Origin of the sequence: Pseudomonas capeferrum, assembly GCF_013523055.1 — a bacterium.
In the GTDB taxonomy this organism is placed as follows: Bacteria; Pseudomonadota; Gammaproteobacteria; order Pseudomonadales; family Pseudomonadaceae; genus Aquipseudomonas; species Aquipseudomonas capeferrum_A.
In genome coordinates this window covers 370,165-384,057 of the sequence record NZ_JAAMQM010000001.1, presented here as the reverse complement: position 1 = coordinate 384,057, position 13,893 = coordinate 370,165, and the positions used below count along the sequence as shown (strand labels likewise).

The following is a 13,893-nucleotide window of genomic DNA, read 5'->3' as shown; positions in this document are numbered from 1 at the left end:
CACCAATGATTCGGCGTATGCCACGGTTATATGGTGACGGCGAAGCGGGGAGTTGGCGCAGGCGTTGCCATGAAGAGGAGCGAGCCTGATATGGACAGGATGTATGCATTTGTCGATGAGTCGGGCGATCAGACCGCAGGCACCGCGAAACGTGGAAGCTCGCGTTTCTTCGTCGCGTGCACGCTACTCGTGACCGAACGTGATCTGAACAGCGCCTACGAACGCGCCGAGGCGCTACGCCAGCGGCATTTTCAAAAGGGTACGATCAGATCCAATCGGATTCGGGCCAAAGACGCCGAGCGGCGTATGCGCATTCTGGCTGAACTGGCAGAGCTTCCACTGAAACTTTATTTTACCGTCGTCGATAGGTCGCGTGTGCATCAGGATGGAGGTCTGCGGCTGGAAACCCCGTTCATCGAGCACATCAACGGATTGCTGTACGAACGTCTATTGCGCGATTGCCGTAATCTGCAGTTGATCGTTGGCGAGCACAGCGGGGTGCAATTCCAGGACAGTCTGAGAGCCCGCATTCAGGCGCGATACGACGATGATCTGTTTGGTGACGATCATGCGTTTCAGGTGAAACCCGATCAGGACGATGTCCTGATACAAGTCGCGAACTTTTTTGCCGGGTCGGTCGCCCAGGTCTACGAGGAGAAGGCGGGGGAGCCGGTGCGCCGGCTCTACGAGAGCATCCTGCGTGACCAGACACTTGGCCTTCTGGAGTGGCCTCCCAGGTACAAATCGCTGCTTCCTCCGCCCTTGGACGAGGCCGGATACGCCGATTATCAGGTCCATCAGGAAGCCTTGCGACAAGCCGATCGATTCATCGAGCGGGTGGGCAAGCACCCGGACGAGGACGAGCGCCTGCAGCTCTGCATCCTGGACTACCTGAGGTTTCAGAGCGAGTTCGTGACTCAGGATTACATCGCTACCGGCGAGATAACCAGCCACCTCGCAGCTCGCGGATTTGGCGAACTGAACGAGCAGAAGATCCGCTCGAACGGCATTGCGAAGCTTCGCGATGCCGATGTGATCATTACCAGCGCCGCCAAGGGCTACAAGATTCCCCAGACCCGAGCGGACATCAATGACTTCCTGGGTCTGGCTTCCGGCGTGATCGTTCCGCTCCTGGATCGCATCAGGAAGGCTCGGGATGTCTACAGGCAGAGCAGTGGAGGAGGGTACGACATCGTGAAAGCGGCCAATCTCCCCGCTCTGGAAAAGTTGCTCGCGTCCCTCGAAGCGTTCGCCGATGACGGATCGAGCAGGCACTGACTCGTTCAGTACTGTTTGTGCCGGATAGGTATATTTCTATGCTTGAACTGGTGGTATCCGGTGTAAGGCAGCATGACGGTATCGGCGATACCGCTTAAACCCATGTCCAGCACAATGGTCGGAGCTGCCCAGTGCGCACCTGACCTAGGCGGCCCATCCAGGTTGCAGAATTGGTAGGCCACACCGCTGTATGCACGTGGGAGGGTGTGGCAATTGCTATGCCAGAGGGCCAGGTCGTCTATCGCGCCGGCAGCATCGCTGGTCGTCCTTCGTCCCGCAGCCGGTCAGTGATACCGACAGCATGGCCGCAATCCCTCGCTTCATCCTCGTGACCCTTGTCTGTTCCGGCTCGCCGAATGCGAGCCCGTTAGCGTAAATGCATCCGAATTCTCTGGCTTAGAGCTCGAAGAGTCTGGCGCTGGCGAATACTCGAAAGCGGCGCGGCGCTGACACCTGAGCGCGTCCGGCCGTCCAACTTAGCGTCAGCAAGCTGATGGAAAATGGGTATATGCATTTTCGATATAATCAAGTTACATAAAGTTACTTTTAGAAATAACTCAAGTTGATCATTATCTGCCTGCCCATAGGCGAACTAGAGCGCCTTGTCCTTTTCCATGGATGACAGGAGCAATGAATGAATAACCTCAAGGCTGCCTTGGAGGTGCGGTGGCAGCCGGTGCCAGGAGAGCTGCTCGACCTGGGTCGCGTTTTTCGTGAGCCGCTGGGCCAGTCCCGACTGCAGCGTGCGCCCAAACCTGTACTCGGTAGACGTCAAGCCGTGCTGCTGGGGGCGGTTGCCCTGGTTTTGCATGGTGCGGTGATCTATTGGGTCAGTCAGGCGCCGACGCCTGTATTGCCCATCGTGCCGCCCGAAGTACCACCGATGACCATCGAGTTTTCCCAACCGGCACCGCCTGTCGTGGAAACGCCACCGCCGCCGCCCGAGCCGATCGCGCAACCGGTCGTGGAGCCACCGCCGCCAGTGGAGGATGAGCTGGCCACCAAGCCGCCACCGCCGCCCAAGCCCAAACCCCAACCCAAGCCTAAGCCCGTGGTGAAGGAGACGCCCAAGCCTGTGGCCAAACCGGTCGAACAGCCGCCAGCGCCGCCTCAGCCCGTTGCGCCACCGGCGCCGCCGGCACCCAAGCCGATCACGCCAGCGTCGGCGAGTGCGGGGTACTTGCATAACCCGGCGCCGCAATACCCGTCACTGGCCCTGCGTCGTGGCTGGGAAGGCACGGTGCTCCTGCGTGTGCATGTATTGGCCAGCGGCAAGCCGAGCGAGATCCAGATTCAGAAAAGCAGTGGTCGCACGCAGCTCGATGAAGCAGCCCTGAACGCCGTCAAGCGCTGGAGCTTCGCACCCGCCAAGCAGGGAAACGACCCGATCGATGGCTGGGTCAGCGTGCCGATCGATTTCAAGCTGAAGTAACACACCTGTTTCGCCATATACCGCGGGCTACCTGACAAAAGGCGCATCGCAACACCAAACGCCTTGCTACAGAGAGCCACGCCATGAACCTTCTCTCAGATTCTCCTTTCGCCTCCGTCGAGCACTCGGTCATCTGGCTGCTCATCCTGTTTTCCGTCGCGACCTGGGCCCTGGCCCTGCTCAAGGGTGTGCAGTTCGCCCGTCTGAAAGCGCAGGATCGGCGATTCCACAAGCAATTCTGGGCCGCCTCGAGCCTCGACTCGGCGGCCCATCTGGCCCAGGAACAGCCAGGCGCCGCCGCGCGCGTCGCCCAATCGGGTTACGCCGCTATTCAGGTCAATGAAAACGCCCATGTCGACCTGAGCCAGGCAATCAACCATCAGGACCGCCTGGAGCGCGCCTTGCGCCAGCAGATCGTGCGTGAGCGCCGCTCGCTGGAAACCGGCCTGGCGGTCCTGGCAAGTATCGGCAGCACGTCGCCCTTCATCGGTCTGTTCGGCACCGTGTGGGGCATCATGTCCGCCCTCAAGGGCATCAGCGCGGCCGGTTCCGCCAGCCTGGAAACCGTCGCCGGGCCTATCGGCGCGGCCCTGGTCGCCACGGGTGTCGGTATTGCCGTCGCGGTGCCGGCGGTGCTGGTCTACAACTACTTCCTGCGTCGCCTGAAGCTGACCGCAGCTGACCTGGACGACTTCGCCCATGACTTCTACAGCCTGGCGCAGAAGCATTCGTTCCGTGTGCTGCAACATCCCGTCCTGGCCAAGAGCGGTGCGTCCGCGGCGGGCCATAAAGTGAAGGAGGCATCCTGACATGGCCTTCTCGACCCAAGACAGCGACGAAGTGCTCAGCGAGATCAACGTGACGCCGCTGGTGGATGTGATGCTGGTGTTGTTGGTGGTCTTCATCGTCACCGCGCCGCTGCTGACCAACTCGATCCCGATCAACCTGCCCAAGACCGAAGCCGTAGCCCCCGCCGAGCAGAAGGATCCGCTGGTGGTCAGCATCGATGGCCAAGGCAAGCTGTTCATCAACAAGGACGAGATCCAGCCGGACCTGCTGCAGACCAACCTCCAGGCTGCCAGGGAGAAGGATCCCGAAGTCCGTGTCCAGCTCCAGGCCGACGATGGCGTGAACTACGGAGAAGTCGCCAGGGCCATGGCGTCCATTGAAAAAGCGGGCATCACCAAGTTGGCCGTGATCACTGCCAAGTAGGCTGGCGCCCACCGTTCCGACAGGTGCGGTGGGCGGCTGGCTATCGAAGACGGATTTGGCGAGCGGTCGTCCCGCCCAGGATTTCGGCACGGCCTGCGATCGGGCTGAACATTCACCCCGTCGCGCCTCTCCAACGAAGGACAACTTGTCCCTTGAAGGAGCCGACAATGAATCCCGAGACCGAAGGCACGGAAGAGCAGGGCCCCAACCGGATACCCTACGTGAACGATCCCGGAAAGCGACCACCGGGCGCACCTGTCCCCGACCCGGACTTGGAGGACGAGTCCTATCAAAGCGACGCCCCGCAGGTGGGCACCCTCGAAGAGCCCCCGAAATCCTGAACAGGTAGGCATGCTGGGTAGTCTGGCATGCCGATCCCAGCAGTGGCGGCATCCGCAGACCACGGCTACCTCAGCTCGCAAACGCCAATCCGGCCGAGACAAGCAACAGCAACCCCATTGCCTGATTGAAGCGGCGCATCTGCGTGGGAGAGCGGCACCAGCGCGCGGCCCCTCTGCCAAGCAATGCCCACGTCGTCATGCAGGGGATCGACACAGCGAAGAAGATCAGCGAAAGCCACAAGATACGCGTCACACGATCGGCATCGCTGCCTGCGAAGACCGTCAGGACCGCGAGCGCCATCATCCAGGTCTTCGGATTCACCAACTGAAGCAGTGCTGCCCCTGCCAGTCCAATTCTTGGTCCGGTGTCACGCCGATCGGCCTCGATTCCCTGCGCCGGGGCACTGAAGATCTTCCATGCCAGCCATATCAACCAGGCGATCCCGACCCAAGACATGATCCGCTGAACCTGCCCATGACGTGCGAGCGTCTCGCCCATGCCCGTGCCGACCAGCAGCACGATTGATGCCGCGGCGGCACAGGCACCGATGATGATGGGAAAGGTCGCAGGCACGCCCCAGCGTGAACTGTGGGTCAGAACCAGGATGTTGGTAGGACCGGGCGTGATGGACGCCACGAAGGCAAAGAGTATGAAGGCTGACAGCTGGTCCATGAGCGACTCTGCAGGAATGATCGGAAAAGCGATCATGTCCGGCTGGACGACCCTCGGTCTGGAACAATTGAGCAGAGCGTACGGTAATGCGCGGGTGTCATGCGGTAGGCGCGCCGAAACCAGCGTCCCAGGTGGCTCTGGTCGGCAAAGCCCAGCGCCGTTGCAACGGTGGCAGCCGCTGCGCCGCTTGCCAGCAGGCGTCGGGCTTTCGCCAGGCGCAGCTGGATGAGATAGGCATGAGGAGCCAGGCCGAAGGCTGCCTTGAAGGCACGGGATAGTCGATGCCGGTCGACGCCGCAGATGCTTGCTAGGTCGGTCAGTGCGATGTCTTCATGCAGATGACCATGCAGGTACTCGCGAGCACGTTGCGCGACCAGAGGAAGGCGGGGGTCGGGGTCGATGCGTTTGCGCCAGTGCAGATGCTGTGTCAGTTGCCCTAGCAGGGCGTCCAGCGCAGTGTCCCGAAGCATCCGTATCTCTTCTCCATGCAGACTGGCGAATGCATAGGCAATGGCCGACGCCAATGGCCGATCGGCAGCCAGCGTTCTGTCAAAGCCCAGTTGTCGCTGGTTGGACGCCTCTTCGAACAATGACCGTAGTTCTCGCTCCAGCCAGTCCGGGGCCAGGTATAACGTGCGGTAAGTGAAACCATGCGCCTGGGGCGCGTTTCCATCGTGCAGCTCGCCCGGCTCCAGCAGGAATACGCAGCCAGGCGTGCTGTCGTGTCGTTGGCGTCGACAGTTGAACTGCTGCACCCCTTGCTCGGTGATGCCTACCAGGTAACTGTCGTGCCAGTGGGGGTCATAGGCATGACCTTCGAAATGGGCGTGGATGGTTTCGATACCCGATGCAGCATCCTGCTTCAGGTCGATCCAGTCGGATTCGCGCATGCTGGTTCTTCCTGCAAGGGTAATGTGAGCCAATGATGATGGATCGATGGCGGGAACTGCTCTGATCCTGCTGGAGAGGAGCGAGCCAGTACCGTGACCGAGATCGACCACCCGTGAGCGCAGGGCGCTCTCGAAAGCTTCGACAGTCTACCCAAAGCCCTTAGGGATGCCCATTGTCGGGCAAATGGTGCCGGCAAGGAGATGAATCAGGCGCTAGGCCTTGGTGGCCAGCCGCATGCGCAGGCGGGATCCGGCGTACAGTACCAGCCCGAGTGCGAGCAGCGCCCCCGCGCGTATCCAGGTCTGCGCATCCTGCTGGCTCATCAGTACCAGGCACGAGAGGATGGCGAGCACGGGTACCCAGGAGGGAACGCGAAAGTGTGCCTCGCTCACGGTGTCGCGCCGCAGCACGAGCACGGCGAGATTGGTGCTGAGAAACACCACCAGCAAGAGCAATACGACAGTCTGTGCCAGCACCGCCAGAGAACCGGTAAGCGTAAGAACGATCGCCACCAATGTGGTGACCGTGATCGCCACCCAAGGGGTGCGGCGAACGCTCAAGACCTTGCCCAAGGCCTCGGGCAGCAAACCGGCATGGGCCATTCCGTAGGCCAGTCGGCTTGCCATGATCATCGTCAGAAGTGCTCCATTGGCCACGGCCACCAAGGCGATCAGCGCGAACAGTCGAGGTGGGATGTTCAATCCCGAGGCTTTGACGACCTCCAGCAGCGGAGCGGAGGAGGTAACCAGACGTTCGACCGGCACCACTGACGCAGCGGCCACGCCGACCGCCATGTAGATGGCACCGGCGATGAGCAATGCGCCGAACAGCGCCTTGGGATAGGTGCGGCGTACATCCCTGACTTCTTCGGCAAGGTTTGCCGAGGTTTCGAATCCCACGAATGAATAGAACGCCAGCAGCGCGGCGCCCAGTACCCCGACCACCGGGTTCACGCCGGGCTTGAACTCCAGCGCGCGACCAGGGTTCGCCTCGCCGGTGCCAAAGAACCAGGCCGCGGCGACGACAACCAGGACAAGACCCGTCAGCTCGATGACTGTCATGACGATGTTCGCCCCAAGCGACTCCTTGATACCCCTGGCATTTATCAGCCCGATGACGATCAGGAAGACGAGCGCGGCCACGTGCGCGGGGACGTCGACGAAGAGCGCGAGGTAATCTCCCGCGAACGCCAGCGACAAGCCCGCGGCGCTCGTCACGCCGGCGGCCAGCATGCTGAACCCCACCAGGAAAGACACCAGTGGCGATCTGAAGGCCTTGGCGGCAAAGACAGCGGAGCCTCCCGCGTGCGGGTACTTGGTCACAAGCTCCGCATAGGATCCGGCAGTCAGCATGGCGAAGAACAGCGCCAGCAGCAACGGTACCCAGATCGCGCCACCCACTTCGCCAGCGATGGTGCCGACCAGAGCGTAGACACCCGCGCCCAGCACATCCCCCAGGATGAACAGCACCAGCATGGACGTGGTGACGACTCGTTTGAGCGGGAGGGGGGACGAGATTTCCATGGGCTTGACCTGCCGAGCGTGAAGATAGGAGTGATGCGAATGTCGGAAAATGAGATCGACGAGGGATGGAGTGCTGGCTGTTTACAATAGTTCAGCGCAAGCGCGCCGGGCGTTCGAGAAGAACCAGGACAGGTTGGTGGCGGGCCGAGCGCGAGCTCGGCCACGCCGCAACCTAACGACTCATGCTTGATGTGATGTTCAGGTCGAAGGCACCGCGTCCATGTCGTTGCCCACTGGTTGCGCAATGGTGGTGGACCCCGGCGTCAGGATGATCTTGCGGCAATCCTGCTGTTTCTTGTCGAAGATCTTGTACCCCTCGGCTGCGTCCTCGAGCCCCATGCGATGGGTAATGATGGCCTCGGGGGCCAGCTTCCCGGCTTCGATGAACTCCAGCAATTCAGGCAGGTACTTCTGTACATGGGTCTGGCCCATGCGGAACGTAAGGCCCTTGTCGAACGCGTCGCCGAACAGGAAGCCGTGGATGAAGCCCGCATAGACGCCCGGTACGCTGACCACGCCACCACGGCGTACCGCCGCGATGCACTGGCGCAATGCCTTGCCACTGCTGCCTTCGAGCTTCAGCGCGGCTAGCACCGTTTCTGTAGTGCTGCCCTTGGCTTCGAAGCCCACCGCATCGATCACGCCGTCGACACCGCGCTTTCCCGGGGTCTGCTGGATGATGGTGTCGGCCGGGTCATCGTCCTCATCGAAGTTGATCGGAATCACGCCATAGGTTTTCTGCGCATAGGCGAGGCGGTAAGGATGATGGTCGACCATGAAGATCCGCTCGGCGCCAAGCATCTGCGCCACCGCCGCGCAGAGCAGCCCGACAGGTCCGGCCCCGTAGATAGCCACGCTCGAACCGCTCTTGATCTCGGCGTTCAGCACGGCCTGGTAGGCGGTGGGCAGGATGTCCGACAGGAACAGCACCTTTTCATCGGCCAAGGTGCCCGGCACCTTGAACGGGCCAGTGTTGGCCTTGGGCACGCGCACGTATTCGGCCTGACCACCCGGAACACCACCATACAGATGGCTGAACCCGAAAAGCGCGGCCCCTGGCGGAATGGATTTCTTGTTCAGGATGGCGCCGCGCCCCGTGTTCGTGGTCTCGCAGGCCGCGTACAGGTCCTGCTGACAGAAGAAACAGCTACCGCAGGCAATGACAAACGGGATAACCACGCGGTCCCCCTTGCTCACGGCGGTGACAGCGCTGCCTGTCTCTTCGACGATACCCATGAACTCGTGCCCGAAGATATCGCCACTTTCGACGGTGGGGATCTTGCCGCGATACAGATGCAGGTCGGATCCGCAGATAGCGGTGGCGGTCACCCTCAGGATGATGTCGTCGCTATCTTGCACGGTAGGGTCGGGGACGTTGTCCACTCTGACATCGTGGGCGCCGTGGTAGGTAAGGGCTCTCATGGTTTCCACCTTCTTGATGAGGAATGTAATCAGGAGAGAGATCATTGCCGAAGGAAGTTCAAAGATAGCAGGGAGAAGGTGTCGGGCGGTGCGGGAAATGGCGGTGACGGCGGCGCTTACGTTGAGCCGATTCATATGGCACTGAACTGCAAGGAAGCATGACTGCCAAAGGGACATCGACAGGAGAACATGAACATGACCGAAGAAAAGAAAGAAGAGCGCAAGCCGGACAATGTTCCAGCGCATTCGACCGAGCAGGAGCGCGAGCGATTGAAAGATCGCAACAAGGACGGCATTCCGCCTGGCGCGGAGTAGGGCACGGTGCGGTTGCCGCCGGACAGGCGAGGCACGGAATATTCCACGCTTCAAGAGCGCCAAGCCTGGCGGCAAGCGGCAATGGGATGGATTCTTCTATTCGGGCGTCACGCATCCCCTGAATGAAAACACCGCGAATGCATGGCCCTCGAACATGAAGGTTGCAACCTCTCGCATGCCCATTTTCAAGTGGGCGTGCATGGAGGCCTCATTGTCCTTGCGGATGAACAGGATACCTTCGCGGCCTGGCTCCAGTCGGCACAAGTGTTCGAACATTGCTTGGGCCAGACCGTGCCCTCGCTCTTCCTCGATCACGCATATCGGCCCATAGATGTAAGCGTCCGGCGAGCCGGGATAGGCCTTGAGCATGGCGTTGACCAAGGGGTAGTCGGCATTCATGTAGCGGGTCGCGGTCAATAGGAAGCCGGCCACGCGTCTGTCCCGACGCGCCACGATCAGGGGCATTTCCCGCATCATCGTCAAGATGCGCTCGGGTGGCAGACTTGAAGCGAGCAGACCGCCGCGATCTACCTGGTTCATGGCTTGCAACTCGAGAATGCCGTCCAGATCCATTTCGTTGGCTTTGGTGACAACCGGCTTATCGTGCGTCATCGTCTACATCCCAGGATTCGCTAAAGGGCTGGGTTGATCTAATAGGTCTATAGCACATCGAAGCAGCGCCCCGACCATGGGCGCGGCGTTAAGCTCGTCCTGCGAGCTGTCGAAGATTCGCAGATGCCTCAACCTGTCACCGCCCAAGATCTCGGCATCGACCTGCAGGCCGGTGGCGAAGGCGCGCTGTTCAAATGGATGCTCGCCAGTTTCCTCATGGGCAAGCGCATTCGCGCCGCCACTGCCGTGAACGCAAACCGCGTCATGGTCGATCGATACCGGCATGATACGCCGCGCTCGCTGGTCAAGTGTACCCATCGAGAGCTTGTACGCATGCTCGGCGAAGGTGGCTATGCCCGTTATGACGAGTCCACCGCAAGGCGCCTGCGCGCGCTCGTGGCCAAGCTTGAAAACGAAATATGGCGGAACGCTCGGCGCAATGAAAGAGGCCAGCAGCGACCTTGAAGACTTCGTGCAACGACTGATGGAATTCGAAGGTATCGGTCCGAAGACCGCCGAGATCTTCATGCGCGAGGCACCCGTTGTCCCGCGATAGAACGCTTGCCCGAATCCGCTGCCGGATCCCTGGCTGGCGGCATCGTGCCCGAAGACGCGGGCCTATCATTCGGCCTAGGGATGCGTATTGGCTGTCGTGCCTATCCGTTCATCCTTTGCTGTGGTTGGGAGAGCTCGGTGGCCTGGCGATGCCACGCGGTCCCGCAATACCCCAGATGATCAGCCCTACCAATGGCAGGATGAAGATCAACAGCGTCCACGCCACTTTGGTTCCGGAGCTTTTGGTACTACGCCACACGCTGTTCAATGCCCATAGATCCAGGGCAATGACGACCACGGCTGCGGCAAGCCAGAAGAATGAAGTTTCCATGTAGCGCCTCCTCAAACGATCAAGACGGAAGATCGACGATGCCCCTATGCGGCCTCTCGCTGAAAGCGTCGGTACCGTGTGCTGTCCCATGGAAAAGTGTGCGGTCGTTCCAGTAGCGACCGATTGGCCAGGGATATTCAAGAGAGGTTGCGCGCGCCAGGTAAGTTCAAAGTAAACGCTACCCCCGGTCCTGACCGTTCGGCGGAGAACATTGATCTCAGAGGCACCAAGATTCCAGCCCGAAACTCCCAATTCGGTAGGCACTGCAATTTTTCCGTGAAATCAATGCTTGCGTAACCCGGTCTGGGCAAGACAGAGGCGCGAGGTTATCAGGACAATGCTGGAACCTGACGGCGACCCTGTTGCAGTAGAAGACCCGGGACGCGATTGTTCAGGGCAAAGATGAACGCACAGCAATTCTTTTTGACGGGAGGCGTTATGGTCGGTTCACGCAAGAAAGACAAGGTTGAGCTGCTTCCAAACGGGGATCGCTTTCTGCTCTCGGCCCTGGCAGGGTTCGAGGTGGACTCTCGCCAGGCGTGTCGAGCGCTGAGAGTGTCGATAGCGATGAATGTATTTGGTGTCGGTAGCTTGCTGCCCAATGAACTGCCCGCCGAGCGACCGACTATGGATCGCCGTGGGGCCGCCGATGCTCGAGCAGTGGGTTGAAGTGCGCGAGCCGGCCTTCTGGCCTGGAAAGAAAGGTCGAGCGGCCCGTTGCCCTGCACTAGAGCGATAGTGCAGTCGGCCTATTATGCGTTGTCGGCTAGTCTTGTCTGCCAGATGAACAAGGTATTCGCGTGGGTCATTAGCGCGGCAGATGTAACTAGTCATGTAATTCATTACTTCCTCTCTTATAAGATTTCTGATCCTGCCGACGTGCTCCTGAAACTCTTCGTCTTCACCTGTTCGTCTCGCGGGACATACAGGAAGTGCAAGTGTCGGAAAGACGTTCAACTATTATCCCGCACGGTGCTATGATCCTGTCACGCATTCAATCAACCCCAAAGGAAACGAACATGTCGCGTTTGGCAGAATTTCGCCAGCTTGAGCAACAACTAGCCACTCAGCTCGCCGAGCTGGAAACCCTGAAAGGCAGTTCCGAACTCAAAGCGGAAATCGAATTCGAGAGCAAATTGCGCACCTTGTTGGAAAAGTACGGCTTCAGCCTCCGGGACATCATCAATATTCTCGACCCGCAATCGAGCGCTCGGTCCTCGGCTCCCGCCGCGCCGCAAAAAGCGACCCGCAAGGCGCGTGAAGTCAAGGTCTACAAGAACCCTCATAATGGTGAAACCATCGAAACCAAGGGTGGCAATCACCGCCTTTTGAAAGAGTGGAAAGCGCAGCACGGCGGTGACGAAGTAGAGTCCTGGGTCACCCGATAAGCAGATGGCGCGCCTCGGCCATCGAACGAGGCGCGAGATCGAACATTGCCTGTCTTTGCCGGAATTCAACCGTGGTTTCGGCTGCTTTACTTGAGGCTCTCGAAATCTTCGGCCCCGAGCATTTTATCGTAAAACTTTTGCAATCGACCGATCGTCCCTTTGTCTGAACGTTGTTCCCCGCGTTATCACCAATAGCAACATGCACTTGGCCTGATGGGGTAGCGATGACTGATCTTGAGCATTTCCGGTCCACGTGTATTCAACTGCTTGCTGTCCTGGATGCTGAAACCACCAGGCTGATGCAGCTCGTCTGCGCTCGTACCACCAGTGGTTATATCTGGGACGAAGCTGTCCGGCGTCAGCGTGACGCCTACTCCGCCTGGCTCGATTATCTGAATGAGCCGGTACCCGGCGCATGTGTCTATCCTGCCAGCCCCACGGCGGCTCCCACGGAATCAGGTCACGGCGAGCGGCATCTCTATCTCGCATGGCATAACCCTTCACGCTGATTCGCGAACCTGTTCACGACCGGGCGGCTCTCGACTGCTCGATGGACCAGTCTTATGTGAGTTCGGGTGCAAATGCAGCCTGGACCATGACACCAAGGTTCCCACGCGATATTGAACCCAAGCAGCGCTGCCATGCTCGTAAAGAGAACAATCACCTGCGGAGAACGATGATGAACAAAGATACCGGCGCCACCCCCAGCCAGCAGCATTCTCCTGGAGAGGTGCCGCGTGACAACGACGCCCTGCGGCCAGCCCCTGGGGAAAAGGAAGACGGCAATACTACCGCCCAGCGCACGGGCAAGCGGGAAGGTGAGGCCGAGCAGGGGCGCAAGATTCCTGAGTGATTCCGGCCGCGAAACGTGCGCGTAGGCCACCTTGCGCCAGATGCCTTTCGAATCAGGGCGCAATCGAGGCAAGGACTTCGGCGGTGGTTGCTATCCGTGCGTAATCCAGGGCCAGGTTGGCCAATGACAAGGCGTGCACGTCCTCGGCCCGCCAGAGGCGACCACGGTGATCGCGTTGGTCGAAGGTGTAGCACGCATCCTCCACGACTTGGGTATCGAAACCCAGGTTTCCAGCCGATCGCGCCGTCGACTCCACCGAATTATTGGTGATAAGGCCAGCGATCACCAATCGCGGTATGCCGCGGACATGCAGCCAGCGCTGCAGGCCAGTGTTGGCAAAGGCATCGGGAACGTTCTTTTCGAACACCACTTCGTTCGCCAGAGGCATGAACGCCGGTTGGAACTCGCATCCTGCTTGCCCAGGCGAGAAAACCGAGTCGGCCATGCGCGAGACATGCCGGACATGTACCACTGGATGACTGGCCAGGCGCCAGGCCGCGAGGAGTTCGCCCATGCGTAGCTCTGCTTCGGGATTGTTGCGGGGGCCCAACCGTGGATGGTTGATGCCGACCTGCATGTCGATAAGCAGTAGAGCGATGTTGGTTGCGACCTGATTCATGATGGGGGCCGGGTTCTCGATCTGGAAATGGGTGTCATGTGCCTTCCGATGCAACCTGTCAGCAGCCATGGCGTGGCTTGATCAAGGCTGTGCCGTACCTGTCATTGATCCTCGGGCTTATCTGATCTGCTTTTTTACCGCCAACCTGAATCTGTAACCATATCAGCCGAGAATCGACAATACCCATCAAGCCTGGCCATTTTCCAAGGTGGCAAAGGCATGCCGTTTCGCCAATAGAGTGGAGAATATCTGATGGGCAAGCTTACGTTGTTTCTGGGTGGCTTTCTGCTATTGACTATCTTTATCGGCTTGTTGGGGACTATTCCCCCCAGCTGATTCCTACCCTTCGGAGGCTGAGATCATTGCGATTCGCGTGAAGAATTCTGACAGGGAAACTGTCCACAGAAAACGTGGGTAGGTCTGTGGATAAATTGCTGGAGGCCATAAT

The 13,893-nt window shown here is 59.8% G+C and carries 16 protein-coding genes and 1 pseudogene; 9 read left to right on the top strand and 8 right to left on the bottom strand.

Annotation, left to right across the window (positions count from 1 at the left end):
* Window positions 1–69: 69 nt before the first annotated feature.
* Window positions 70–1,278, top strand: a complete 1,209-nt coding sequence (locus tag G7009_RS02120; RefSeq protein ID WP_258197838.1) for a DUF3800 domain-containing protein — start codon at window positions 70–72, stop codon at window positions 1,276–1,278.
* 5 nt (window positions 1,279–1,283) lie between these two features.
* Here the strand turns inward: G7009_RS02120 and G7009_RS27985 are convergent, their stop codons facing one another.
* Entirely contained in the window at window positions 1,284–1,460 is a 177-nt protein-coding gene (locus tag G7009_RS27985) for a YceK/YidQ family lipoprotein (protein ID WP_308813298.1), read from the bottom strand.
* 452 nt (window positions 1,461–1,912) lie between these two features.
* On the opposite strand from G7009_RS27985, the gene G7009_RS02110 reads away from it, so the two are divergent.
* The 4 genes from G7009_RS02110 (at window position 1,913) to G7009_RS02095 (ending at window position 4,263) form a co-directional block, all read left to right on the top strand.
* Window positions 1,913–2,710: an energy transducer TonB gene (locus tag G7009_RS02110; RefSeq protein WP_181128298.1), complete on the top strand. Its 798-nt coding sequence runs from the start codon at window positions 1,913–1,915 to the stop codon at window positions 2,708–2,710.
* A gap of 83 nt (window positions 2,711–2,793) precedes the next feature.
* Window positions 2,794–3,519, top strand: coding sequence for a MotA/TolQ/ExbB proton channel family protein (locus G7009_RS02105; protein ID WP_181128297.1), 726 nt, complete (start codon window positions 2,794–2,796; stop codon window positions 3,517–3,519).
* A 1-nt stretch (window position 3,520) separates the two neighbouring features.
* The gene (locus tag G7009_RS02100) at window positions 3,521–3,922 is read left to right on the top strand and encodes an ExbD/TolR family protein (RefSeq protein ID WP_181128296.1); all 402 of its coding nucleotides are present in this window, start codon (window positions 3,521–3,523) and stop codon (window positions 3,920–3,922) included.
* Between the two features lie 167 nt (window positions 3,923–4,089).
* Window positions 4,090–4,263: a hypothetical protein gene (locus tag G7009_RS02095; protein WP_181128295.1), complete on the top strand. Its 174-nt coding sequence runs from the start codon at window positions 4,090–4,092 to the stop codon at window positions 4,261–4,263.
* Between the two features lie 70 nt (window positions 4,264–4,333).
* Here G7009_RS02095 and G7009_RS02090 read toward each other — a convergent pair whose 3' ends face one another.
* The 5 genes from G7009_RS02090 to G7009_RS02070 form a co-directional block, all read right to left on the bottom strand.
* Complete coding sequence (locus G7009_RS02090) at window positions 4,334–4,936, bottom strand: LysE family translocator (RefSeq protein ID WP_181128294.1); 603 nt, start codon at window positions 4,934–4,936, stop codon at window positions 4,334–4,336.
* Between the two features lie 32 nt (window positions 4,937–4,968).
* The gene (locus tag G7009_RS02085) at window positions 4,969–5,826 is read right to left on the bottom strand and encodes an AraC family transcriptional regulator (RefSeq protein ID WP_181128293.1); all 858 of its coding nucleotides are present in this window, start codon (window positions 5,824–5,826) and stop codon (window positions 4,969–4,971) included.
* A 213-nt stretch (window positions 5,827–6,039) separates the two neighbouring features.
* On the bottom strand, window positions 6,040–7,350 hold the full coding sequence (locus G7009_RS02080; protein WP_258197837.1) for an APC family permease: 1,311 nt from the start codon (window positions 7,348–7,350) through the stop codon (window positions 6,040–6,042).
* A gap of 198 nt (window positions 7,351–7,548) precedes the next feature.
* The gene (locus tag G7009_RS02075) at window positions 7,549–8,772 is read right to left on the bottom strand and encodes a zinc-dependent alcohol dehydrogenase (protein WP_181128292.1); all 1,224 of its coding nucleotides are present in this window, start codon (window positions 8,770–8,772) and stop codon (window positions 7,549–7,551) included.
* Window positions 8,773–9,183: 411 nt separating this feature from the next.
* Window positions 9,184–9,699 carry a GNAT family N-acetyltransferase gene (locus G7009_RS02070; protein ID WP_181128291.1) on the bottom strand — a complete coding sequence of 172 codons (516 nt, stop codon included), beginning with the start codon at window positions 9,697–9,699 and terminating at the stop codon, window positions 9,184–9,186.
* Between the two features lie 123 nt (window positions 9,700–9,822).
* Here G7009_RS02070 and G7009_RS02065 point away from each other — a divergent pair.
* Window positions 9,823–10,255 (top strand): annotated as a pseudogene (locus G7009_RS02065) (DNA methylase).
* A 108-nt stretch (window positions 10,256–10,363) separates the two neighbouring features.
* On the opposite strand, the gene G7009_RS02060 reads toward G7009_RS02065, so the two are convergent.
* Complete coding sequence (locus G7009_RS02060) at window positions 10,364–10,585, bottom strand: PLD nuclease N-terminal domain-containing protein (RefSeq protein ID WP_181128290.1); 222 nt, start codon at window positions 10,583–10,585, stop codon at window positions 10,364–10,366.
* A gap of 1,019 nt (window positions 10,586–11,604) precedes the next feature.
* Between G7009_RS02060 and G7009_RS02055 the strand changes: the two genes are divergently transcribed.
* From G7009_RS02055 to G7009_RS02045, 3 genes are all read left to right on the top strand, one after another.
* On the top strand, window positions 11,605–11,973 hold the full coding sequence (locus tag G7009_RS02055; protein WP_181128289.1) for a histone-like nucleoid-structuring protein, MvaT/MvaU family: 369 nt from the start codon (window positions 11,605–11,607) through the stop codon (window positions 11,971–11,973).
* A 224-nt stretch (window positions 11,974–12,197) separates the two neighbouring features.
* Window positions 12,198–12,482 carry a hypothetical protein gene (locus G7009_RS02050; protein WP_181128288.1) on the top strand — a complete coding sequence of 95 codons (285 nt, stop codon included), beginning with the start codon at window positions 12,198–12,200 and terminating at the stop codon, window positions 12,480–12,482.
* A 170-nt stretch (window positions 12,483–12,652) separates the two neighbouring features.
* Window positions 12,653–12,826 carry a hypothetical protein gene (locus G7009_RS02045; protein WP_181128287.1) on the top strand — a complete coding sequence of 58 codons (174 nt, stop codon included), beginning with the start codon at window positions 12,653–12,655 and terminating at the stop codon, window positions 12,824–12,826.
* Between the two features lie 52 nt (window positions 12,827–12,878).
* Here G7009_RS02045 and G7009_RS02040 read toward each other — a convergent pair whose 3' ends face one another.
* A complete protein-coding gene (locus tag G7009_RS02040) occupies window positions 12,879–13,445 on the bottom strand; it encodes a cysteine hydrolase family protein (RefSeq protein WP_181128286.1) in 567 nt (188 codons plus the stop codon).
* Window positions 13,446–13,893: the final 448 nt, after the last annotated feature.

Bases quoted from the DNA above. Each gene is read 5' to 3' on its own strand.
- G7009_RS02095 (WP_181128295.1), top strand. From the start codon at position 4,090: ATGAATCCCGAGACCGAAGGCACGGAAGAGCAGGGCCCCAACCGGATA.
- G7009_RS02075 (WP_181128292.1), bottom strand. From the start codon at position 8,772: ATGAGAGCCCTTACCTACCACGGCGCCCACGATGTCAGAGTGGACAAC.
- G7009_RS02120 (WP_258197838.1), top strand. From the start codon at position 70: ATGAAGAGGAGCGAGCCTGATATGGACAGGATGTATGCATTTGTCGAT.
- G7009_RS02085 (WP_181128293.1), bottom strand. From the start codon at position 5,826: ATGCGCGAATCCGACTGGATCGACCTGAAGCAGGATGCTGCATCGGGT.
- G7009_RS02110 (WP_181128298.1), top strand. From the start codon at position 1,913: ATGAATAACCTCAAGGCTGCCTTGGAGGTGCGGTGGCAGCCGGTGCCA.
- G7009_RS02060 (WP_181128290.1), bottom strand. From the start codon at position 10,585: ATGGAAACTTCATTCTTCTGGCTTGCCGCAGCCGTGGTCGTCATTGCC.
- G7009_RS02070 (WP_181128291.1), bottom strand. From the start codon at position 9,699: ATGACGCACGATAAGCCGGTTGTCACCAAAGCCAACGAAATGGATCTG.
- G7009_RS02040 (WP_181128286.1), bottom strand. From the start codon at position 13,445: ATGAATCAGGTCGCAACCAACATCGCTCTACTGCTTATCGACATGCAG.
- G7009_RS02100 (WP_181128296.1), top strand. From the start codon at position 3,521: ATGGCCTTCTCGACCCAAGACAGCGACGAAGTGCTCAGCGAGATCAAC.
- G7009_RS02105 (WP_181128297.1), top strand. From the start codon at position 2,794: ATGAACCTTCTCTCAGATTCTCCTTTCGCCTCCGTCGAGCACTCGGTC.
- G7009_RS02090 (WP_181128294.1), bottom strand. From the start codon at position 4,936: ATGGACCAGCTGTCAGCCTTCATACTCTTTGCCTTCGTGGCGTCCATC.
- G7009_RS02050 (WP_181128288.1), top strand. From the start codon at position 12,198: ATGACTGATCTTGAGCATTTCCGGTCCACGTGTATTCAACTGCTTGCT.
- G7009_RS02045 (WP_181128287.1), top strand. From the start codon at position 12,653: ATGAACAAAGATACCGGCGCCACCCCCAGCCAGCAGCATTCTCCTGGA.
- G7009_RS02055 (WP_181128289.1), top strand. From the start codon at position 11,605: ATGTCGCGTTTGGCAGAATTTCGCCAGCTTGAGCAACAACTAGCCACT.
- G7009_RS02080 (WP_258197837.1), bottom strand. From the start codon at position 7,350: ATGGAAATCTCGTCCCCCCTCCCGCTCAAACGAGTCGTCACCACGTCC.